The sequence below is a fragment of the Brevibacillus sp. AG genome, from assembly GCF_028369215.1.
GTDB lineage: Bacteria > Bacillota > Bacilli > Brevibacillales > Brevibacillaceae > Brevibacillus > Brevibacillus porteri.
Genome location: NZ_JAQMYO010000008.1, coordinates 78,017 through 101,403 on the forward strand (window position 1 = coordinate 78,017; position 23,387 = coordinate 101,403).

21 protein-coding genes and 2 other annotated features (2 of these 23 running past the window's edge) are annotated in these 23,387 nt (G+C 48.2%); of the genes, 1 reads left to right on the plus strand and 20 read right to left on the minus strand.

Annotation, left to right across the window (positions count from 1 at the left end):
• Positions 1 to 13, minus strand: a sequence feature (ribosomal protein L21 leader region); it reaches 66 nt to the left of the window's first position.
• Between the two features lie 57 nt (positions 14 to 70).
• Positions 71 to 1,546, minus strand: a complete 1,476-nt coding sequence (locus tag POF51_RS21455; RefSeq protein WP_271756027.1) for an Rne/Rng family ribonuclease — start codon at positions 1,544 to 1,546, stop codon at positions 71 to 73.
• Positions 1,547 to 1,653: 107 nt separating this feature from the next.
• Between POF51_RS21455 and aac(6')-35 the strand changes: the two genes are divergently transcribed.
• Entirely contained in the window at positions 1,654 to 2,205 is a 552-nt protein-coding gene (gene aac(6')-35 / locus POF51_RS21460) for an aminoglycoside 6'-N-acetyltransferase AAC(6')-35 (protein WP_069850539.1), read from the plus strand.
• Here the strand turns inward: aac(6')-35 and POF51_RS21465 are convergent.
• The 19 genes from POF51_RS21465 to POF51_RS21555 form a co-directional block, all read right to left on the minus strand.
• Positions 2,202 to 3,038 (minus strand): M50 family metallopeptidase, encoded by an 837-nt coding sequence (locus POF51_RS21465; RefSeq protein ID WP_069850542.1) that lies wholly within the window; start codon positions 3,036 to 3,038, stop codon positions 2,202 to 2,204. The genes aac(6')-35 and POF51_RS21465 overlap by 4 nt on opposite strands.
• Positions 3,031 to 3,816 (minus strand): M23 family metallopeptidase, encoded by a 786-nt coding sequence (locus POF51_RS21470; protein ID WP_069850544.1) that lies wholly within the window; start codon positions 3,814 to 3,816, stop codon positions 3,031 to 3,033. The genes POF51_RS21465 and POF51_RS21470 overlap by 8 nt, the downstream gene beginning before the upstream one ends.
• Positions 3,817 to 3,974: 158 nt before the next feature.
• The gene (locus tag POF51_RS21475; protein ID WP_005832370.1) at positions 3,975 to 4,175 is read right to left on the minus strand and encodes a cold-shock protein; all 201 of its coding nucleotides are present in this window, start codon (positions 4,173 to 4,175) and stop codon (positions 3,975 to 3,977) included.
• 308 nt (positions 4,176 to 4,483) lie between these two features.
• Complete coding sequence (rodA, locus tag POF51_RS21480) at positions 4,484 to 5,614, minus strand: rod shape-determining protein RodA (protein ID WP_017247541.1); 1,131 nt, start codon at positions 5,612 to 5,614, stop codon at positions 4,484 to 4,486.
• 58 nt (positions 5,615 to 5,672) lie between these two features.
• Positions 5,673 to 6,467 carry a septum site-determining protein MinD gene (gene minD, locus POF51_RS21485; RefSeq protein WP_017247540.1) on the minus strand — a complete coding sequence of 265 codons (795 nt, stop codon included), beginning with the start codon at positions 6,465 to 6,467 and terminating at the stop codon, positions 5,673 to 5,675.
• A 20-nt stretch (positions 6,468 to 6,487) separates the two neighbouring features.
• Positions 6,488 to 7,165: a septum site-determining protein MinC gene (minC, locus tag POF51_RS21490; protein ID WP_026042972.1), complete on the minus strand. Its 678-nt coding sequence runs from the start codon at positions 7,163 to 7,165 to the stop codon at positions 6,488 to 6,490.
• Between the two features lie 151 nt (positions 7,166 to 7,316).
• Entirely contained in the window at positions 7,317 to 9,749 is a 2,433-nt protein-coding gene (locus POF51_RS21495; RefSeq protein WP_069850546.1) for a peptidoglycan D,D-transpeptidase FtsI family protein, read from the minus strand.
• A gap of 21 nt (positions 9,750 to 9,770) precedes the next feature.
• Positions 9,771 to 10,295, minus strand: coding sequence for a rod shape-determining protein MreD (mreD, locus tag POF51_RS21500; protein ID WP_017247537.1), 525 nt, complete (start codon positions 10,293 to 10,295; stop codon positions 9,771 to 9,773).
• A complete protein-coding gene (mreC, locus tag POF51_RS21505) occupies positions 10,295 to 11,254 on the minus strand; it encodes a rod shape-determining protein MreC (RefSeq protein ID WP_017247536.1) in 960 nt (319 codons plus the stop codon). Before mreC ends, mreD begins: the two co-directional genes overlap by 1 nt.
• 14 nt (positions 11,255 to 11,268) lie before the next feature.
• Positions 11,269 to 12,312 (minus strand): rod shape-determining protein, encoded by a 1,044-nt coding sequence (locus POF51_RS21510; RefSeq protein ID WP_017247535.1) that lies wholly within the window; start codon positions 12,310 to 12,312, stop codon positions 11,269 to 11,271.
• Positions 12,313 to 12,468: 156 nt separating this feature from the next.
• A complete protein-coding gene (radC, locus tag POF51_RS21515) occupies positions 12,469 to 13,167 on the minus strand; it encodes a RadC family protein (protein WP_069850548.1) in 699 nt (232 codons plus the stop codon).
• Positions 13,168 to 13,268: 101 nt separating this feature from the next.
• Positions 13,269 to 13,856, minus strand: a complete 588-nt coding sequence (locus POF51_RS21520; protein WP_017247533.1) for a Maf family protein — start codon at positions 13,854 to 13,856, stop codon at positions 13,269 to 13,271.
• Positions 13,857 to 13,864: 8 nt separating this feature from the next.
• Positions 13,865 to 14,104 (minus strand): DUF4321 domain-containing protein, encoded by a 240-nt coding sequence (locus tag POF51_RS21525; protein ID WP_069850743.1) that lies wholly within the window; start codon positions 14,102 to 14,104, stop codon positions 13,865 to 13,867.
• 159 nt (positions 14,105 to 14,263) lie between these two features.
• Positions 14,264 to 15,556 carry a hypothetical protein gene (locus POF51_RS21530; protein WP_069850550.1) on the minus strand — a complete coding sequence of 431 codons (1,293 nt, stop codon included), beginning with the start codon at positions 15,554 to 15,556 and terminating at the stop codon, positions 14,264 to 14,266.
• A 117-nt stretch (positions 15,557 to 15,673) separates the two neighbouring features.
• On the minus strand, positions 15,674 to 16,108 hold the full coding sequence (locus POF51_RS21535; protein ID WP_069850552.1) for a prepilin peptidase: 435 nt from the start codon (positions 16,106 to 16,108) through the stop codon (positions 15,674 to 15,676).
• 106 nt (positions 16,109 to 16,214) lie between these two features.
• Positions 16,215 to 17,210: a ketoacyl-ACP synthase III gene (locus POF51_RS21540; RefSeq protein ID WP_069850554.1), complete on the minus strand. Its 996-nt coding sequence runs from the start codon at positions 17,208 to 17,210 to the stop codon at positions 16,215 to 16,217.
• 464 nt (positions 17,211 to 17,674) lie between these two features.
• On the minus strand, positions 17,675 to 19,057 hold the full coding sequence (gene murC / locus POF51_RS21545) for a UDP-N-acetylmuramate--L-alanine ligase (RefSeq protein ID WP_017247528.1): 1,383 nt from the start codon (positions 19,055 to 19,057) through the stop codon (positions 17,675 to 17,677).
• 1 nt (position 19,058) lies between these two features.
• Positions 19,059 to 20,432: a bifunctional folylpolyglutamate synthase/dihydrofolate synthase gene (locus POF51_RS21550; protein WP_069850557.1), complete on the minus strand. Its 1,374-nt coding sequence runs from the start codon at positions 20,430 to 20,432 to the stop codon at positions 19,059 to 19,061.
• A 43-nt stretch (positions 20,433 to 20,475) separates the two neighbouring features.
• On the minus strand, positions 20,476 to 23,148 hold the full coding sequence (locus POF51_RS21555; RefSeq protein WP_069850560.1) for a valine--tRNA ligase: 2,673 nt from the start codon (positions 23,146 to 23,148) through the stop codon (positions 20,476 to 20,478).
• A gap of 57 nt (positions 23,149 to 23,205) precedes the next feature.
• Positions 23,206 to 23,387 (minus strand) — a binding site (T-box leader) (it continues 60 nt past the right edge of the window).

The following is a 23,387-nucleotide window of genomic DNA, read 5'->3' on the forward strand; positions in this document are numbered from 1 at the left end:
GTTACAGTATGCACGAGGCATATCTGCATGACAACCATTAGGTTATCATAGCTACAATAGCCCAGTCAAGTTATTTCGATTGTAAACGCTCCGCCTCTGCCCGATTTCCGACGTATCCAATTCGAAACTCATCCGGGCTCATCGCAGGAACAAGCTGCTTATAGACATGGACAGGCCATGTGATTGCTTCTGCTTTTTCCCACTCCTCTATCATGTCCAACAATCTTGGCGGCATGTCCACGAGAACAGCCTCCGCATCTTGGCTCTTTGCCAATGCGGTGACTTCGGCGTACATGCGCCGGAACAGCTCGTCTACTCGCCAAACTCTCCCTCGGCCCTTGCATGCCTCACACGGCTCCGTCAGCCGCTCCGTCAGGCTCGCACGCACTCTTTTTCGCGTCATCTCGACTAATCCAAGCGACGTCATCCCGAGAACAGTCGAAGGCACAGGGTCCTTCGCCAGCTCTTGTTTCAATCGCGAGATCACTCGCTCCTTATTACTCTGCTCTTTCATGTCGATGAAATCAATGATCACGATGCCACCGATGTCTCGCAACCGCAGATGCCTGGCAATTTCAGTTACAGCCTCGAGATTGGTCACCGTCACTGCCTGCTCCCGCTGTTGCCCTCCTCCACCTGTGAATGAACCGGTATTTACATCAATGACCGTCATCGCTTCAGTCCTGTCGATGACCAAGGACCCTCCACTCTTGAGCGGCACATGTCGATCACGAGCACGAATCAGCTCCGCCTCGATACCCAAGTAGTCAAAGAGCGGCTGTTTGCCCTGATACCAGCGAAGCTTCTCTTGTACTTCTGGAGCAAAAGCTGCCAACGCCGCTTTTACCTGCTGATGAGTCGTCGCACCTTCTACCAACAGCTCATCCATGCCAGTTGCCAAGCCATCTCGGAGCGCCATCTCAATCAACTCTGCATCCTGAAAAATCCGTCCGGTCGAACGGAGTCCCTCCGCTGTTCGCAGCATTTCCTGCCAGCGATTGCGCAAATAGACCAGCTCGCTTATGAGTGTCTGCTCTTCTGCTTCCGCCGCTTCCGTGCGCAGAATACAGCCTTCTCCTTGCGCTACTGTCGAAGAGATCACCTGTTGCAGTCGTTTTCGTTTGGTATCATCGGTTATTTTACGAGAAAGCGAAATGCTTTCTTCAGTCGGAAGGTATACCAGATAACGCCCCTGCAAGCTGATCTGCATCGTGATTTTTGGCGCCTTCATTTCCAACGCCTCTTTACTCACTTGAACCAATACCTTTTGCCCTACATGAACGCGTTCCGCAATACTTGGTTTCGCTGCTCCACCTGACTGCACACCGACTGTGTCATCTACATACAAATAAGCATTTTGGCCTGTACCAATATCAACAAAGGCAGATTGGATGCCAGGCTTCACATCCGCGATCCGTCCCTGGTAAATGTCACCAACGCTTGCGTGTGCTCCCACATCCTTTGTACGCCATTCCTGCAATTTCCCGTTTTCCATGAATGCGATGCGGATGCTGCTACCTTGTGCACTAATCGCTACTTGCTTCACTGTTTTCACTCCTTATTCCCCGTGCAAACGTTGCCCAAAAGAAGGATAACCGGGCTCATAGGAAGTAATCTAACATAGCTGCTAAGTCAAGGTAAAGGAGATCATCCATGATTCATGCAGGTGATTTAAAAATAAGAGCCTTATCCCCCGATGATGCCGTTCACTTAGTCAAATGGCTTTCTGACGAGCGCGTTTTGGCCTATTATGAAGGTCGCGATCGGCCACATGACGAGTCCCTCGTGCAGCAAAGCTTTTTTCCGGAAGACGACAGTGAAACTCGCTGCCTCATCTTGTACACGGACAAACCGATTGGCTATGCGCAATTTTATCCACTTGATACTCTGGAAAAACAACTGTATGGGTACGTAAAAGACGTCGTTGTCTACGGCATGGACCAGTTCATCGGAGAGCCTGCTTACTGGAATAGCGGTATTGGCACTCAGCTCGTTACAGCCATCCTCCACTATCTCCACAAGGAAAAACGAGTACAAAAAGTAGCGATTGACCCGCAAGCCTGGAATGAACGAGCCCTCCGTTGCTATGAAAAATGTGGCTTTCGAAAAGTAAAAAAGCTTCCTCTGCACGAATGGCACGAAGGAAGCATGCGTGATTGCTGGCTGATGGAATGGACCTCTCCTGCTGATATGACTAGAGACTAAAGGAGCTTGCCAACTGCGGCGTCGTGCTTTTGCTCAAACAAAAGGGCATACAATAGCTGTTCCTCTGCCAAGAGACCTGCACCTTGCACGTAGAAAAGATGGGAGTATCCCCGCCGCAGCTTGTGTGAGACCGCCAGTACCGTCTCCTCAGGATGCACGCGTATCGCTTGAACGGCAGCTTCTTCTTGCTGCCGATCGTATTTTTCTACAAGAAAGCGAAAAAATTGATAAGGAAACCGCAAAAATGCCTGAATGTTCAATACCAATAAATAAATCCCGATTACTGCTAAGTTGTACTTCAACTCCAAGCTGGACATCCCCACCATGATCCCCGCAAACAGCGTACTCCCCGTCATCGATATCATCGTCGCCTGCCTATACGACATAAACCAGCATAGAACGGCCAACAAGATTCTCCCGCCATCCAACGGCCAAATTGGCAACAGGTTAAACAGCGCAATCGTCAAATTGCTTACCAAGAAAAAGCGGGCCCACTCTTCCGTCCATATTCCCATAAACCAAAACAAGTACGAAGCAGCCATCATCACCATATTTAAGAAGGGTCCGGCGAGTGCCACGACAATCTCATCCATTGGGTCCGTGGCGTAGGAGTCTTCCATCGTTGCTACTCCGCCAAAAGGAAGAAGCTGCACTTCTTTTACGGTCCATCCGAGCTCGCGCGCCATCGCTACATGCCCCAATTCATGGATCAGCACGATGACAAACAAGGTAATGACCTCCAAAAAATGGCCTGTCACCACGGACAAGCCGATCACCGCCCAAAATAGCAGGTGAATGCGAAACCGAATGTCAAGCCAGCCTCCCCTATTCAAATGGTATCACTTCCAGGGGATTAACAAATTGCTCATTCACTCTCGCCCCTACATACAGATGACGAGATGTCTGGTCCATTACCCGTGCGGTTCCGATGACTTGACCAGGTTTAAGGACCTCGTCCTTCGTCACCCCTATGCTATCGAGATTGCCCAGCCATATCTCCCGTCCTTTGGTTAGACGAACAATCACTGTCGTCCCATAATCAGGCTTTTCTCCGACAAACGCGATCCAGCCAGCTTCTCCAATCGTGATTTGATCGTTCATTCCCGTATGCAGGATCACATTTGCACTCTCTGGATCATAGGATTTTACGACTTTCCAGCTACTGGAGAGCTTCCACACAGCATTTGCATCCTTTGTTGTACTCGTGGCTGGCACAGCAGGGGGATTGGTAGGTATCGAAGGAAGCATCGTCGGAATCGGACCAAGTCTCGCTTCATACCAGTCCGCTACTCCTGAAAAATTAAAGTCCCGTGTCATGACTTCCCTCGCGGAGCTTTTCCAAGAAGCAGGGATCAGCGTTGTTTGAAACAAAATATAAGCAGCACCAATCAATAAAACAGATGCTAAAATTTGCACGCCCCACTTTTCATGGGACGGTGGCTGTTCCATCATATCTTTCTCACGTGGCGAGTAACTGAATGGGTCTGGCGATTCTTCGATGGGATCTTTCCAATCATCGACGTAGGGAGTATAGCTGTCTCGTGACTGCGTTCGGATTCTTTCCAAACGCTCTCTCCGTCTTTCTTTTACTCGATCTACTCTTTCAAACATGTCCATCCCTCCGCAGGCCAAGCCTTTAGTATCATCCTATGACTTGTCTACCTGCTTTATGACGACCATCGCCCCTCTCCAACGACCTAGTGTATCGAGTGGAAACACGCAAAAAAGACAGTCTCCCCATTGAGAGACTGCCTTTGAATCTGTCAATTTTACAGTTTAGTTACGCTAGCAGCTTGTGGTCCACGGCTACCTTGAACGATTTCGAACTCAACCTTTTGACCTTCGTCAAGAGATTTGAAACCTTCTGACTGGATTGCGCTGTAGTGTACGAATACGTCGTCGCCACCCTCAACTTGGATGAAGCCGTATCCTTTTTCTGCGTTAAACCATTTTACGATACCTTGTTGCATGAAACAAAACCTCCCTGAACATTACGCCTCACGAGGCGAAAGAGTGTAGCGTTAACCTCTTTTTTACAGATAAGCCTTTTGCGTCAAGGAAAAAAAGTCATACGAATTGCGATTGACAATTGGTGACGTCACTCACAATACGTACGACTCCATACCAATCAATCAAACACTATAACTTGTAAAAATGGTTAACTTAGGATGATTTTAGCATAAATTTTTGCATTTGTCACGCATTTCATGAGTGTACAAAAAGTCTTCTATTCATCACCGGAAAGTGGCGAGAACCAGAAGACTTTTTGAACAACTCCTTAATCAAAACGTAACTTGTCCTTACGCATCCCAATATTGAGCACCACACCAATGATCAGGAAGTTGGTTACAAGCGAGCTCCCTCCGTAGCTAATGAACGGAAGCGGAATACCCGTAATCGGCATCAACTGAATCGTCATTCCGATGTTCTCAAAGATCTGGAAGGTAAGCATCCCTACGACACCTGCGACAACGTATGAGCCGAACGGATCTTTTGCCTCCATCGCGATGCGGATCATTCGGTAAATCAAGACGAAAAACAAAATCATCAGCAAGCCTGCTCCGACAAAACCCAGCTTTTCTGCAATGACGGTAAAGATAAAATCACTCTCTCCTACCGGCACCCATCCAAAGCTCGCTTGGGTCGGCGTATCAATCCCTTTTCCGAACAATTGCCCAGAGCCGATAGCAATCAACGCTTGCTTGAGCTGGAATCCTCGTCCCATCGGTTCAAGATCCGGGTTCATCCAAAAGAGGATTCGATCCCACTGATACGGTTTGATAATCTTGAAAAAGATATCCTGCTTGTATTCATGCAGCAACGTCATGGCGGCAAAGAAACTGCCGACCAATCCTCCCATGTACAATACATGCTTCATCCGTATACCACCAACGATTAGCATCGTGGCAAGCATCCCCGTGTAAACCATGGCCGTACCCAAATCGGGCTGAATCAAAATCAAAAGCAATGGTACACCAACCAAGGCCAATACCGGAATCAGCTTATAGAAATAGTAAAACCGATCTGGATCATTTGCCCTCTTAGACAAGAAGCGCGCCACCGTTATGATTGTGAACAGCTTCATCGGTTCAGAAGGCTGAAACAAGACAGGACCAAGGTCATACCAGCTCGTCGTATTGTTAATGGGCCTCGTTTGAAATACCCCGATCAAGAGAATCAGACCGAGTACATATAAGACATAGGCCATGTTGTGGAATAGACGATAGTCAAATAACAATGTCACCCCTAGCACAATAAAGCCGATGACATACCAAAGGACCTGCTGATGCGCCTTATCTACACCTGCCGCAGAACCGGAAATCCCCAAATAGCTGAAAATACCCAGCCCTGCCAAAATCAAAATGATGGTCCAGTCAATTGTTTTTAAATGACGTTTTTCCAGGTCCATCCGTTTCCTCCTAGAAAACGTGACTCCCCTCTATAGAAAGAAGGGAGCCAAGTATTACCTATTTTAATCCAAAGAATTTACGCATTTTATGAAACACGCCCGCTTTTTCTTCCAATGGTTGCAATGGAACAGCTTCACCTAAAAGGCGACGAGCCACGTTCCGATACGCAATGGAAGCACGCGATTCGTGATTTATTACAGCCGGCTCACCTTGGTTCGCGGATTTAATGATATGATCATCATCCGGCACGACACCAATTAAGTCAATGGCTAACAAATCCAAAATGTCTTCTACATCCAGCATATCACCATTTTTCACCATATGGGAGCGAACGCGATTAATGACAAGCTTCGGCATTCCGATTTTTTCTCGTTCTAATAGGCCAATAATCCTATCAGCATCACGAACAGCGGCTTTTTCAGGGGTAGTCACGACGATTGCTTGATCAGCCCCTGCCACTGCATTGCGGAAGCCTTGCTCAATACCCGCAGGACAATCGATGATGACATAATCATATTCCCGCTTCAGTTGCGTAATGATTTCCTCCATCTGCTCAGGAGTTACTGCTGATTTGTCTTTGGTCTGAGCAGCCGGGAGCAATGCCAGATTGTCAAACCGCTTGTCTTTGATCAGAGCCTGCGGCAGTCGGCATGCACCTTCTGCAACGTCTACCAGATCATAAATAATTCGGTTCTCAAGTCCCATGACTACATCCAAATTACGCAAGCCAATATCGGTATCTACCATGCATACTTTCTGTCCCAACAATGCGAGCGCCGTTCCCAAATTGGCGGAAGTGGTCGTCTTACCCACGCCGCCTTTACCGGAAGTTACGACAATTCCAATCCCCACGTCCGTTCCTCCTCTTTCCCTCAACCCTCACGCTTTTTCTCACCCAAATCAGGGCGGATTCGCGACAAGTAGTTCATTTTCGCTACCAGCATGATCTCATTTTCCAGATAGGCAAATTCTGTGCCTCCGGAATTATTCGTCCATTCCTCACCCGGCTTGCTGATCACATCTGCAATCCGCAACTGGGTAGGACTCATGACTGCAGCCGCAATAATTACCTGTGAGTCACCGGAAATACCTGCGTGCGCGTACCCTCTGAGATGACCGAGCACGTAGATGCTTCCTGTACTGCGAACCGTCCCCCCGGGATTGACATCTCCCAATAAGAGCAAATCACCGTCAAACTCCAGTACTTGCCCAGAGCGTACCGTATTTACCTGTATGGAAAAATGGGTTTTCAGGCGTTCAGCCATAGCTTCTTCCCGCGTGATCAAATCAGATTCGATTGTATGGATCACCAGGTTGCCCTTCGTTCGAATAATTTGAGTCAACTGCTCTTGTTGCTCGGGTGAGCAGTATCGTTTTCCCAATTTTATAGATACCCGAATGAGTGGCCCAGACAAAATCTGTTGGTGGCTATGCTCTATTTTTTCACGCATATCGGCCAGCAGTTCGTCGAAGGAACAGGTATCATCCATAAAGAAGACGAGACCCTCTTTCGTTCCTTTGATCGTGACCTTGCTTTTCACAGTCGTCACCGGTTTCACCTCGACCGATACCATTCGCCATGCAGAAAGATTTTTCCTGCTCTGCGTGAAAAAATTGCCGAATTGGGTCAGATGGTGGCATTTTGCAAGAGCTTGACTCCATTATTCTCTGGGGCTTGATTGCCCTGGACAACCATTGTGTTTACTTCGCGGACGTTGGATTTGGCTTTGGAACTCCACCAGTAAGGACACCTGGATTCAGTTCATTGTAAGCTTCGAGCAATCGACGCGAGATCGGACCAGTCGCATCAGAACTAGATGTACCGTCTCTCAAACTGTTCGGCGCAATGACGACGAAAACCAGTTGAGGATTTTCATAAGGCGCAAAGCCGACAACCAGTGCATTTTCCGCTGGCTGCGACGTTTGTGCCGTACCAGACTTGGCTGCAACCGTGAAAGGCAACCCATTGAATCGTTGAACGGTACCACCTGGCTGAGTAACCAGCCGCATCCCTTCTTTTACCACCTGTATATGCTTCGGATCGATATCAACCCGGTTGAGCACTTGTGGTTCAATAACCGAGAGCGTTTGTCCTGGTTTCTTCGGATCGGTAGTTCCTTTGCGAATTTCTTTTACAAGATGTGGGCGTACCCGATATCCTCCATTAGCAATGGTCGATACGTATTGACCCAACTGCATCGGCGTGAACAGATCGTATTGACCAATCATCACGTCCGCCAAGTTCCCGTAGTAAAGGTTCTGGTTTTCCCAACCGGTATGTTCATTCGGCAGATCCACACCTGTTTTCACACCAAGACCAAACTGGGCGTTGTAGTAATCATAGACAGAGAACTGCTTCTCCCAGCCTTCTTTCCCTTTTCTTGCTAATCGAATCGCCATTTCATACATATACGTATTGTTCGACACCTGCAAGGCACGACGAGCGTTAACAGGTCCATGACCACTTGCCTTCCAGTTGCGTTTATACGTGTTACCGACATTCAAGCCGCCTCGGTCATAGATGACTTCGTTCGGTGTAGTCAAACCCTCCTGAAGCGCAATCATGACAGACAATGGCTTGTAGGTAGAAGCAGGTGGATACGGCGTATAAATGAATCGGTTTGATTCGTTCGGCAAAATAAGCGAGGCGTAATTCTCGTTGAATTTCTTGCGGTCGTAATACAGATTCAAATTGTAATCTGGATAACTCGCCATCGCCAATATTTCGCCCGTATTCGGATTCATCACCAATACGTGTGCATCCTTAAATTCTTTTGGCGTAGTTGGGCGCTTCTTGAATGCTTCAAACTCTTCTTTCAAGATGGCCTCTACCTTGCTTTGATAACGCCAATCCATAGCCAAAACGAGATCGTTTCCTGGCTCAGGGGCTTGGCGCATCTTCTTCTCCACCGTCTCCGAATTTTTGTTCACGTGCACTTCCATAATCCCGTTTTTGCCACGCAAATAACGTTCATAGGAGCTCTCCAGACCGGTTACACCTACACGGTCGATCGCGTTGTAGCCTTGTGCCTGATATTCTTTCAAGCTCTCAGGACGAATCGCATTGATGTACCCGAGAAAGTGAGTACCAAATGCCGTACCATCCGGATCTTCGAAAATTTGGCGAACAGGCTCCAACTCCACACTAATTCCCGGCAGCTCGGTGCGTCGTTCTTCGATCTGGAACATTTCCTGCTCCGTGATGTTGACCTTGACACGCCTCGGAATATAACTAGCCATCTGCGGTGAACGCATCTCTTGCAGCAACGAGAGCTTGTGCCACTGAAATTGGCGTTGCTGCTCTGTCAACGGCAGTTTGATATCCATGTCGAACAACGAGGCATAGCGCAGCAAATCCATGTCAGACTTTTCTGCTAAGCCTCCGGGGGTTGGCAAAACTCCGATCTGATCCTTCACTTTTTTTGCAAGGTCATTACGATCTTCCTTGTCCAATTTAAGAGTGAGGGTCATATTAGCGTTTATCGCCATTTTTAACAGTTCGAAATCCGTAGTATTCGCTTCCGTAATAGCAGGTGTACCCGGCTTGGCAGCATTCAGTTTCTTAAGAAGGTCTGCTCTCTCCTTGTCATCAAAAGGAGAACGAACACGCATCCCGAGATACACAGCAGTCTTTACCAGCTCAAAGTCCGACATCTGATCGACAGTCTCTACTTTTGGAACGGCTTTTAGCTTCGCCGCAACCTTTGCCTTGAGATCGTTTGTTTCTTGTGCATTGAAAGCAACAGGCAAGGTTGACCTCAGTTCAATCGTCTTCTTTAACAGTTCCTTATCCGTACCAATTTTACCGCCATCGGGGATGAGGATTTTTGCCAGACGATCCGCGACTTTCTCTTCATCAATGTCCTGCCCTTGTTCTTCAACGTATTGAACGGTGTACACAGGCTTATTCGAAACGAGTACCTCGCCATTTTTATCCAAGATACGGCCACGAGGAGCGGAAATCGGCAGTTCACGAATACTGAACTTTTCCAATTCATGCTTGTACTGTTCGCCTTCCACCAGCTGCACAAAGGCTAGCCGTAAAATAATGGCGGCGAAGAACAAAAATACAATCACAAACAACATATTGAGCCGAATAGGTATGTCTGATTTCGGTTCTTTGACTTCTTCCACGAACTCTCCTCTCCTTTGCCCTTACTGCATGTGCATTTCCTTTTTCGCCAGAATCTTGTTGCATACATTCTTGATCGGAAAGTATACCAGTAAGCCAAAAGCGAGATTCAACAGCACACTAGGCAAAATTTGATGTGTCAAAATCCATTGAACATCGAAGGGGGCAGCGGAAAACAAGCGGAACAAGGAATACAAAAGCCACTCATGTCCGAATAAAATCAGGAAGCTGGTAATGAAAACCATCCCGAATCCTCTCTGGAACAAAAGAACGATCATCCCTGCAAAGTAGCTGGCCACCATCATGGACATGGTATAGATTCCAATTAGTTGCCCAAACAGGACATCCTGTAAAAATCCGAAGGCGATCCCGTAATACAAGCCCTCGCGCCTACCGAGATACATCGAAATAAAAATGCAGCACACAAGCGCAAACCGGGGTACCGTCATCCAGGACAGACCCCATGTACTAGGTGCAGATACTTGCATCACAGTTCCTTCCAAAACAAACATGACCACTACGCCCAACGTCAATAAAAACCGAGCCATTACTGACCACCCCCGCTAGCAGGTGGAGCCGGAGGCACAGTTGTCTGTGTTTGTGTCTGGCCGGCTGGCTGTTGCGGGATCAATTCACCATTGGGAGCGATTGTAAAATCACGTTCCACAACCATGACTTCATTCAATTGTGAAAAATCAGCGCTTGGCTGGATGTAGGCGGTTTGAGTCAAGCCATAATCATCTGGCTCTACGCGAACAATATAGCCAATCGGCAAATTGCGAGGGACAACTCCTCCCAAACCTGACGAGATCACTTGCTGATCTTTTTTAATCGCTTGTCCCCAAGGGATTTTGCGCATGACGAGCAATCTTTCTTGCGGATCGTATTCTTCAATGACACCACTAATTTGACGGTACACAGGCTTGCCGTCGACTATCTGCTCCGTCAAAATATCCGCTGAGATATGGTCACGTCGCTCATAGCTCGTCAACAATTCAACCGTAGCTGAAAAGTTGGCAACACTCTGTACGCGCCCGATCATTCCTTTGGCTGTAATGACAGCCATATCTTTTTTAATGCCACTTTTTAATCCTTGATCGATGGTAACGACGTTGTTCCATGTATCAGGGTTTCTCGCCACGACTTCCGCAAAGTGAAGGTTGTAAGATTTAAGTGAATCTTTTGCCCCTACCATTTCTCGAAGGCGCTGATTATCTGCTTTGAGTGTGTGCAATTCGGCACTTAGACGGGCGTATTGATCCAAGCTTGCCTTAAGTGCCTTGTTTTCTTCATATACGCCGTACGCTTCTTCAATTTCCTGAAAAAAGCCAGAAACAGCCTGGGCAGGGCGATAGAAAAAGCCCTGCACCACGCTGAAGGTATCTTTAAAGAACATTTCTGGCCAGGTCAGGCTAACCCGTTCACGAGAAGTGAAGCCCACGACGGAGATAAGCAGGACCAAGCCTACAAGTACAATGATAAGCCGCTTATTCCCGAAAAACGACATGCCCTACCCTCCGTTTATTTACCCCGTTTTAGTCGGGAAGAGGTGATGCCTTGCTTGGATTTGAACAGGTGAATGTTCTCCAATGCACGACCTGTTCCAATCGCTACGCAATCCAGTGCGTTTTCCGCAACATGCACGGGCATACCCGTTTCCTTACTTATCAGGCGATCCATGTTACGCAAGAGCGCACCGCCGCCTGTGAGTACAATTCCACGATCCATGATGTCCGCCGCGAGCTCAGGCGGGCTTTTTTCGAGTGTTACCTTCACCGCTTCCACAATAGCAGAAATGGTTTCCGCCAATGCTTCGGCAATCTCTGTGCTGCTTACGGAGAGTGTTTTTGGCAATCCGGTTACAAGGTCACGACCGCGAATGTCAACGTTTTCGACCTCATCAGGAGCAATCGCAGAGCCGATCTCCAGCTTCAGTGTTTCTGCTGTCCGTTCCCCGATCATCAAGTTGTAACGGCGCTTGATGTACTGAATAATCGCCTCGTCCATCTCATCTCCGGCCACACGAATGGAGCGGGATGTAACAATCCCCCCAAGAGAAATGATAGCGACTTCTGTCGTACCACCACCAATGTCTACGACCATACTTCCAGTCGGTTCCCATACTGGCAGGTCTGCACCGATCGCTGCCGCAAACGGCTCTTCAATCGTATGGGCTTCCTTCGCCCCAGCCTGCTTCGTAGCATCTTCGACTGCGCGCTTTTCCACCGCAGTAATTCCCGAAGGTACACAGACCATTACATTTGGACGACGGCTAAACAGCCCTTGATTTTTTTGTGCTTGATTAATGAAATAGCGCATCATTGTCGCAGTTGTATCAAAGTCAGCGATAACCCCATCTTTCATTGGACGAACCGCTACGATATTACCCGGCGTACGACCGATCATACTTTTCGCTGCATTCCCTACTGCTTCAATGGAATTATTATTGGTACGAATCGCTACAACAGAAGGCTCACGCACCACAATTCCTTTCCCCTTCACAAAAACAAGTGTATTGGCAGTGCCGAGGTCAATCCCCAAGTCACGTGTAAATCCACCAAACATAAAAAAACTCCTTCCAAATATTAATCCAAATGACAAGCATAAGAGAACCTCTATCGAGGCCTCTAAAAGATAGAGCGACCGCGTTTTTGTGGAAGGTTTTCATGCGCTCAAGAATTCATAGACGTTTCGATGAAAAATCTTGTGCGTATAAACATGTTACAAGTACCCTTGCTCTTTGAGACTAATGTACTTGCCTTCCCCGATAATAACATGATCCAACAATGAAATCCCCACCAGTTCACCAGCGTCACGCAATGTATGCGTAATCGCGATGTCTTCCCTGCTAGGTGTCGGATCACCGCTCGGATGGTTATGTAGGCATATCACCGATGCGCTGCTACGACGGATCGCTTCTTTAAAGACTTCTCTCGGGTGTACGATGGAAGCGTCCAGACTGCCTACGAAAATCGTCTGCTTGCCAATCACGTGGTTCTTGGTATTCAGAAAGAGACAGACAAAATGTTCCTGTGTCAAATGAGCAAGCTCTGGCGACATCAAATCAGCTACGTCCCGTGGTAAACGGATAGAAGCCCTATACTCTCGAGGCACTCCCATCAATCTACGCCCAAGCTCAAACGCAGCATGCAATTCAATCGCTTTGACTGGACCAATTCCTTTTAGCTCTGTTAACTCAGCATGAGAGGCTTGGGCTAAACCACGCAGGTCTCCAAACCTGGCTAACAAGCGCTGAGCCAACTGATGGGCCGTCTCTTGTTCCCTGCCTGTCCGCAGTAAAATGGCAAGAAGTTCAGCATCAGACAGATGGACCGCTCCTTCGCGAAGCAGTCGTTCACGTGGACGGTCATAGTAAGGGACGTTTTTCATCAGCATTTTGTTACAGGTATTTGTTGCCATTTTATATCCGCCTCCAGCCATATTCACATTATCGAAAACGGCTGACATGGAGAGGTTCATGAGGCGTATGGCCGTCGCCGCTTGCTTCAAGCATGACAACTTTACAAAATCGGCATCCCAAAACGTGTCAAAAGAGTAGACGTCAGGCCTAACGGAAGACCAACAACTGTGAAGTAGTCTCCGGTTATTCCTTCCACGATCGTGGCTCCAATACCCTGAATGGCGTATGAGCCCGCTTTATCCATCGGCTCACCTGTCGCAATGTACGACTTGATTTCTTGCTCTGTTAAAGCTCGAATTCTTACGTGTGTTAGACTATGTGAGACTTCCGCACGGCCTGTCTCCACATCTATCAAGGCGACTCCACTATAAACGGTATGCTCTTGCCCCTGGAGCATGGACAACATACGATATGCGTCCATTTCATCAACAGGCTTGCCCAATATTTGGCCATCAAGAACGACTACCGTATCAGATCCTAAAACGACGCCTTCCGTCAAGCGAGAAGCCACTTCCTTGGCCTTGCGTAAAGACAATTCTTCTACTACTTCGCTCGCAGATAAATGCTCTGCTGTCGTCTCATCTACATCACTGGTGATAACGGTAAATGATAAACCTAAAGCTTGCAGAAGCTCCCTTCGACGCGGCGAAGATGAAGCCAGAATGAGAGGAACATTTTTTTTCGTCATTTTTCAACCTACTTTATTCGTCGATGTATCCAAAATGCGAGGGCTAAGCCTCCGATACTGGCTAGATTTAGTTTTACCTGAAAGTTCAGTTCGTACTTCAAAATTTCTAAATCTGCCGCAGGCGACCAAGTAATCACTTTGCTCTTGGTCAAAAAAGGTAGCCAGGGACTTAAAATCTCCCCGATAATACTGCCAAACAAAAGTCCACTCACCAACAGAAACACGAGAGTAAGCGTTTCTTTCCCCATTTTCCCAACTCCCTTTTTATAAGGGATTCTCTTTTTGCCAAACATAAGTTTAGCAAATGGGGAGAAGCGAAACAATCCCTGATTGCTCTTGGTAGTTACTGTATAGAAAGAAAAGGCCTCCTGCAAGAAAACCTTGCGGAAGACCATATAAACATGCATTTATGTGGATGGACGCGCATTTTGAATCCAACTTGCGTAGCTCTCGAAAAAGGCAAGAACACCCGCCTGTACTTGCCACGCATAGGATTCGGCGCTTTCCACCTTTTTGCCTGCGCTTGCTTCTGCCATTTTGTCCCTGGCTGCCAGCGCTTGATTCACCCCATTTACCATCCCATCTAGCAATGGCTTCCAGGCTTCCTTGGCTTCCATTTTACGGCTTTCCTCCAGAAATTGGCGGTGAATTTCTTTTAATTCTGCCGTTTCTTTTGCCGTTGGCGATAGTTGACCCGTCGTAATAATCAGCCCTGATTGTGCCGAAAGAGTTTGGACGAGTTTGACTCCGTGGGTGAAAAAGGCCTTCACGTTAGGGTCACCAGATGCGTTAGCGGCTTTTCCGACAGGGACAGACCCTTCAAAAGCGGGAAAGGAAAATTCTTTGACGTATATATCCATGCCTTTGTTTTTCAGGCTGGCGGCAAAGCCTAGCACAGCATCTCTTGTAGGAGCAGCGGCGGCGAACATGTACTGCTTGCTTGCGTCCTTATAAAGCAAATGAGGAATCCCCGCTTTCTCCAGTGGTTCTACAGCTGTTTGCGGCGATGCATCCGGCTGGAATACTCCTGCCTGTGCAACGTACATGTTTACGGCTGGCAGTTGTAAAGCTATCGCTTTTTGACCCACTGCATTGCCATTCGTCGGCGTCTCTTGTGTTGGCTGGCTTTCATTAGGTGAAGCGGGACCTGTCACGCCATTTTTCCCAGCCGTTTGTTCAGTGCCTGCACCCGGCGCGGTCAGTGTCTGAACCGTTTCACTCAGAACATTTCCGTATGACTCAGAAAACTCCTTTTGGGAAAAGACTGTCAAAACAAGAAATCCGAACAAGAGGCCAATTGCTACAGCCCCGCCTGTTGTTAAAGTCGTGCGCCAAAAGGGCCCCTTTGGCCATAACGCAGCAAGCCGACTCACCGGACTACTCCTGTATCCCTTCTCTTCGGTATCCTCGAAGGAATAATCGGATTCATAGGAGTCGTTTGTCGTCTGATCGAATTCAACATTCGGCTTCGTTTCTTTCGTGGCAGATCCACGTAGCTGCATCATCCGTTCCCATGCTTCGTTGCCCTTCTCCTTCAACGGGTCAGTAAACAGCAAGGGAGGTGCTTGGAAACGTACGCGTGGCGTATCATCCTTTGGAGTGCGCTTTCTACTTGCTTCCTTTGGGATGTCGTCCCGCTTTTCATCCCAGAACCTTCCGTTCATTTTGACCGTCACACGATTTTTATTTTGTCCGCTCATACGCTTGCCCTCCTAGCCACAGGCTCTTTGTACTAGCATACGTTTTGCTCGGACGGGTTATGACTTCTATCTAGTGATTCTATTAAATTTGTTTCTACTACCATTCCCCATGCCATTTCAAGAGGTTTTGCTCATATACAAAATCACAGCTAAGCCAATCGTCACAAAAGGCGCAAACGGCACTTCGCATTTGATACTTACTTTTCGTATCAGCAACAAAACGAGAGAGACGAGAAAAGCTGCCAAGCTCGCAATCGTAAGAACGAGAACAAAATCGCGGACCCCAAGTCCATAGCAGACTAGCGCGAACAGCTTCACATCCCCCATCCCAAGCGCAAGCGGCCTGTGCCAGCTAATCCATCCAAATACCAGTAAACTGAGAATCGCAAAGAGTCCAGCCATCAACCATTCCCTCGGCGAAGAGAGAACATACTCCATAATAGAAATCAGTACAAACCCTGCACCTAATGCACGATTGGGTATTCGTTTATAACGAAAATCTATCCACGAGAGGTAAAGGCAGAGCCCGAATAATATCACAGCGTTGGCCATTTCTTCTTCCCCCAGTCTAAAACTGTCCTTAAGAATACCTTTCATTCCTGGGACAAAAAAAACTGCCCAGAATGTTCTAGACAGTCTCTCGATTTATGAACATGTTTTACGGATTCCAAGTGAACAAAAGGCCAGCGTGGACGAGACCACCGCCAAACCCATACAACAGGATCGTATCCCCTGCCTTTACTTTGCCTTCCTTGATCCCCAAGGCGAGCGACAATGGAATGGTAGCCGCTGATGTGTTGCCGTAATGTGTCAGACTGTACAATGTCTTTTCGAGAGGGAACTGACTCTTCTCGCAAATGGATTCGATCATGCGCAAATTGGCACTGTGCGGGATGAACCAGTCGACATCTTCTAGCGTTTTGCCCGCCTGGCTCACTACCTCCTGCATCCCCTTTGGAACAGTTGTTACAGCCCACTTGTACACTTCTCTCCCGTTTTGAACCATGCATCCATTCCCGCTCAATTCTCGTCCGTCCATATGTGTTGACAAGCCCGATCGGTATACATGAATCCCACCGTCCCCCTTTGAGCCTAAATAGGCGGACAAAAAACCGGGAGCTGTAGAGTCCTGCTCAACCAGTACCGCACCCGCTCCGTCCCCGAACAGGATGCACGTCGTACGATCCGTATAATCCGTTACTTTCGTTAACGTTTCTGCACCTACCACCAACACTTTGCGATGCAAGCCCGAGCTGATAAGCGCATTTGCCGTATGGAGTGCATACGTAAATCCTGCACAGGTAGCGGAGAGATCCATGGCTCCCGCCTGCTCGACTTGAAAATGCGCCTGGATTTGGCTTGCGACACTTGGAAATGGATAGTCTGGCGTACTGGTTGCCACCAAAATCATATCGACATCACGGACATCCTTCTTATAGTTTTCGATCAAATCTTGGATAGCAGCGATGGCCAGATCACTGGTAAATTCATCTTCCCTTGCCATACGCCGCTCATGAATACCCGTTCGTTGTAAAATCCACTCATTCGATGTCTCCACTAGTTTTTCCATATCTGTATTGGTAAGAACGCGACTCGGCACATACGTACCGATAGCGGTAATTCGCGACTTGAAGGGGGTTGCCATTGTCATCATCCGATCATCACCTTCCGTTTTTATGATCTGATTATAACACTAGATATTAGTATCTGGTACTAATTTTTGATAAATAAAAATCTAAGAAGGACATTTTGGTTTGAGTCAACATAGTGGAGGAGAAGAAAAAGCACAGTTCTCTTCGACTCTGACACGCCAACAGGGGGATTGGCTGTCCGTCTCCACTACAAAAAGGGGACCGTCGAGCCAAAGCCACCCTACGGGCGGAAGTTTCTCAAGGGAGAAGTGTTCGACAAGCGTGGTCCCCTTTTTGTAGTTCCGACTGGGTAGGCGTTGTCAAGGTCTACGAGCCCTGTGCTTTTTCTTCTCACCTACAATGGGCTTTATCGATGTCTTTTAAAACATAGGTAGATCATCCTTAGCAGCATTACACCAAAGCTTTCCGATAGTAAATAAAAAGACTTGAAACCCGTAGGTTCCAAGTCTTCATATGCCTCTATCCGTTATTTTTCTAGCTTTTCAGCCAGCCAATAAGCAGATTTCCAGATATCTCCTGCACCCATAGTCAACACGAGATCGCCCTCTTGCAATCCTTTGAAGACATGCTCCTGCATTTGTTCCTTTGTCGGAATGTACTGCGCACGCGGGTGGCTGTTGGTGCGGATTTTTTGCACCAGAACCTCGGAGGTGACTCCTTCGATTTTTTCTTCTCCGGCTGGAGAGTAGATATCCGTAATAATCACTTCGTCTGCTTCTGCAAAGGCACGGCTGAATTCATCCATGAGGAAATACGTGCGTGTGTAGCGTTGTGGCTGAAACACAGCGATTACACGTCTGCCCGATGCCCTTGCCCCGCTTAGTGTAGCGATAATTTCCGTCGGATGATGCGCGTAGTCGTCTACGACTAGGACGCCTCGTGCATCCCCGATAATTTGAAATCTGCGCTTGGCACCGCTAAAGGTAGACAGTGCCTTGGCAATTTTATCAAAAGAAAGGCCAGCATCCAGGCAAACAATGATCGCAGCCAGTGCATTCGCAATATTATGCTTGCCTGGAACCGAGAGGCATAATTCACCCAAGAGCTCATTCTGACGATAAATTTGGCACTTGCTGCAACGATCACCACATTCAATTGAAACGGCAGAAAACCCCGCTTGCGCTGTAAAATTCGGATCGACTGCATATGTCACGACCGTTTTTTCAACAGATGGCATGACTTCGCGCACGATTGGATCATCGATGCACAGGATCGCTTTTCCATCCGGTTTGAGATGGCTCAAGAACTGGACATATGCCTGTTTCAAATTGTTGAAGTCGCCATCGAAATGCTCCAGATGATCTGGTTCAATGCTCGTCACAATTTCATACATCGGTCTGTATTCCAAAAAGGAACCGTCGCTCTCGTCTGCCTCGGCAATCACATAGTCACTGGTACCTGCCTTTGCATTGGTACCAGCACTCATCAATTCACCGCCGATGATGAAAGTCGGGTCTACACCGCACTCTTCCAGCACGTGAGAGATCATTGATGTCGTAGTCGTCTTGCCGTGTGCTCCAGCTACTGCTACTCCTGTGCGTTCATTCAATATGCGAGCAAGCATTTGGGAACGGTGCATGACCGGAATCCCTAATGTTTGACCTGCGATCACCTCAGGATTGTCTTTGGAAATACTGGTGGAGTATACGATGCTGTCTGCTCCCTCCACGTGGGCAGCATTATGGCCAATATGAATGACCGCCCCTCTTGCTTCCAGCTTTTTCGCCAAATCATTCATGGCGACATCGGAGCCGGTTACCTTGTATCCAAGGTCGATCAAGACGCGGGCAATGGCACTCATGCCATAACCGCCGATGCCCACAAAGTGGACGTGTTGGGCCTGATCCACCCTATTCACCTGCCTCTTCTACTATAGTGGGAAAGAATGCGCGTACTTGGGCGATGAAGTAGAGCGAACCGCAGACGACCAACCAGTCATCCGCCTTCGCTGATTGCTTCTCCCGCATCCAAGAAAGGAGAAACGCCCGCCAGTCTGGGACTGCATCGAGAAACTCTTGCTCCCAGCCACCGGCTAAAAACGACTCTTGTAAGCTATTGGCTTCGGCTGCACGCGGGAAGTCAAAGGTCGTCACATGCAGCTTTTTGATTTTTGACTTTACTGGTGCGAGCGACTCTGCCATTTTGGCAAGCGGCTTATCTGCCAATCCAGAAAAGAGCAAATGCAACTGTACTCCGTCCGGTAACAACCGATCCAGACTGCTTACAAGCGCCTCCATTCCTTCCTGATTGTGTGCCCCATCCAAGATAACCATTGGTCTTGGAGAGATGACTTCTAGACGACCAGGCCAACGCGTTTGTTGCAAACCACGAGATATTTCTTCTTCCTCCAGCAAGAAAGAGAAGTAATTCCGCAGGATATCAATGGTCATCAAAGCAACGGCTGCATTGGTTGTTTGGTGAATACCATTCATGGTGAGACGGTAGGATGCTTCTGCACGACGGTGAATGCTTTTGTAACGAAACTGTTGGTCATTCAACTGCTCCTCTACCTGCTCTGCCTGGAAATGTTCACCTATATGGTATAGCGTACTCTTTGTTTGTCTCGCGCGCTCCTCAAAAACCTCGAGAAGTTCTGGCCTAACCTCACCTGTGACTACAGGAACACCCGGCTTGATAATCCCCGCTTTTTCCCGGGCAATATCTTCCAAGCTATCTCCCAACACTTGCGTATGGTCCATGCCGATATTCGTGATGACCGAAACAAGCGGAAGGACGACGTTCGTCGAATCCAATCGCCCGCCTAGTCCTGTTTCCCATACGACTACCGCTGGTCTCGCCACTCTTGAAAAATAAAGAATGGCGATCAGCGTAATCACTTCAAATTCGGTAGGGGAACCGAACTCTGTTTCTTGTTCGCATCGTTGCACCCATACCTTAACCTCATTTACCAGCTGCAATAGATCTTCTTCCGCGATCATGCTGCCGTTGAAACGGATGCGCTCACGGAAATCAACCAAATAGGGGGAGGTAAATGTACCTACACTATATCCGGCTTCCATCAGCATTTTCGTCAGGAATGCGCAGGTTGAACCTTTTCCATTGGTGCCAGCCACATGAATAAATGGGATTCTCCGCTCAGGATTTCCTACTTGCTCCAAAACCCACTGCATTCTCTCAAGCCCCGGCCGTTGACCGAACCTGAGCAGTCCATGCAGCCAGTCGAGCGCTTGCGTGTATTCTACAAACCCTTCTTCTGCATGCATACCACAATGCTCCATTCTCAAAAATATGCGATGGTATGGCGGATCATTCGCCCTTCAATTCGGCAAGTCGTGCAATCACTTTATCCCGCTTATCCATGTAGTCTGCCATCTTCGCTTTTTCCTCTGCGACTACTTTTTCAGGTGCCTTGGCCATAAATCCAGCATTGTTGAGCTTTTTCTCAATGCGCTCCACTTCGTCGTTGAGTGTCGCCACTTCTTTTTCCAGGCGCTTCAGCTCTTGCTCGATATCGATCAAGCCTGCCAGTGGAAGGAACAATTCTGCTCCCGTGATCACAGCAGACATCGCTTTATCAGGCGTAGCCAGATTCAGGCTGATTTCCAGACGCTCAGGGTTGCAGAAACGGGCAAGGTAGTGTTCACCGCGTGTCAGGCGCTCAGCGGACAATGCATCGCTTGGCTTGATCAAGAGCTCAATTTTCTTGGACATCGGTACGTTTACTTCTGCACGGATGTTGCGTACGCTGCGGATGATATCCATCAATTGGTTCATTTCGCTTTCTGCTTCAGCAAAAATCCATTGCTCGTTAACAGTTGGCCAAGGTGCTACTGTGATGCTCTCGCCTTGGTGTGGCAATGCCTGCCAGATTTCTTCCGTGATGAACGGCATGAACGGATGCAACAGCTTGAGCGTTTGATCCAGAACCGTCACCAGAACGGATTGGGTTGTTTTCTTCGCCGCTTCATCTGTACCGTACAGCGGCAGCTTCGCCATCTCGATATACCAGTCACACAGGTCATCCCAAATGAAGTTGTAAAGCACACGACCTGCTTCACCGAATTCAAATGCGTCAGACAGACGGGTTACATCTGCGATTGTCGCTTGCAGGCGGGAGAGAATCCATTTGTCTGGTGTAGACAGCTCACCGCTCAAATCAATTTCCTCGTATTTGAAGTCAGCCAGGTTCATCAAGGCAAAACGAGACGCGTTCCAAATCTTGTTCGCGAAGTTGCGGTTTGCCTCCACCTTTTCCCAATAGAAGCGTTGGTCATTCCCTGGGGAATTCCCTGTCGCCAGTGTGTATCGCAGCGCATCCGCTCCGTACTTCTCAATCACTTCCATTGGATCGACACCGTTGCCGAGTGATTTGGACATTTTTCGGCCCTCAGAGTCACGAATAATGCCGTGAATCAAGACGGATTCAAACGGACTTTTCCCGGTAAATTCAAGACCTGAGAACATCATCCGAGCAACCCAGAAGAAGATAATATCGTAGCCTGTTACCAGGACATTCGTTGGATAGAAGTACTTCATGTCCTCGGATTCTTCCGGCCAGCCCAGTGTCGAGAACGGCCATAGACCAGAGGAGAACCATGTATCGAGAACGTCGTTGTCCTGCTCCAGCTTGTGGCTGTGGCAGCTTGGGCACTCAGTCACATTCGTGCGAGATACAATCGTTTCGTTACAATCTCCGCAATACCATGCAGGAATTCGGTGGCCCCACCAAAGCTGGCGGGAGATGCACCAGTCGCGGATGTTTTCAATCCAACGCAGGTAATTTGTCTTGAAGCGCTCTGGGACGAATTTCACACTTTCAGGGCTATTTGCATTCGCCAGTGCTTCGTCAGCCAAAGGCTGCATTTTTACAAACCATTGGGTAGAAAGGTATGGTTCTACGACTGCATCGCTGCGCTCACTATGTCCAACCTGATGAATATGCTCCTCAACCTTGAACATTACACCTTGCTCAGTCAAATCTTTGATGATTTGCTTGCGGCATACAAAGCGATCCAAGCCTTTGTAGATACCAGCCAGCTCGTTCATCGTGCCCGACTCATCCATGACAACGATTTGTGGCAACTGATGGCGAAGACCCAATTCAAAGTCATTCGGATCGTGTGCTGGCGTAATTTTTACAGCGCCAGAACCAAACTCAGGATCAACATAGTCATCTGCGACGATTGGAATCTCACGTCCCACGATTGGCAAAATCACGGTTTTGCCGATCATGTCCTTGTAACGCTCATCTTCCGGGTGTACCGCTACAGCCGTATCACCGAGCATCGTTTCCGGACGGGTTGTAGCTACTTCGATATAACCGGTGCCATCTGCCAATGGGTAACGCATGTGATGCAGCGCACCTTTTACTTCCTTGTAGATTACTTCAATATCGGATAGAGCCGTGCGGGCAGCAGGGTCCCAGTTAATGATACGGTTACCGCGATAGATCAAGCCTTTTTCGTAGAGGCGAACAAATACTTCGCGTACAGCTTGGGACAAGCCTTCATCCATCGTAAAACGCTCACGGGAGTAATCCAGGGCAAGACCGAGCTTTTCCCACTGCTCACGAATATGCGAAGCGTAAATGTGCTTCCACTCCCATACCTTTTCCACGAATTTTTCGCGGCCCAGATCATGGCGAGAGATGCCTTCTTCACGTAAGGTAGCTTCCACGCGCGCTTGGGTTGCGATACCAGCGTGATCCATACCTGGCAAGAACAAGGTGCTGTAGCCTTGCATACGCTTGGTACGCGTAATGATATCTTGCAAAGTCGTATCCAGTGCATGGCCCAAGTGCAATTTACCAGTTACGTTCGGCGGTGGAATGACAATCGTAAACGGACGTTTATTCGGGTCGCGTTCTGCTTTGAAAAATTGTTTTTCGATCCAATACGGATACCATTTGTTCTCTGCTGCTTTTGGATCATAGTTTTTCGGCAGCAATTGGTCGATGTCGGTTGTTGGCTGTGTAGACATGTACGACTCCTCCTATTAGCATAACTTGCTTTGCAAAAAATAAAAAAACCCTTCATCGCAAAGGACGAAAGGATTATTTTCGCGGTACCACCTTTGTTAACACACGATAAACGTCATGCTTATGGCGTGTTCACTCTGACAAGATAACGGTTGCGAACCGGTCTCGGCTAGGCACATGCTTTCACCGAAAAAACTCCTGGGCGACCTTCAGCCATTCATAACCTTAGAGAATCTCGCAG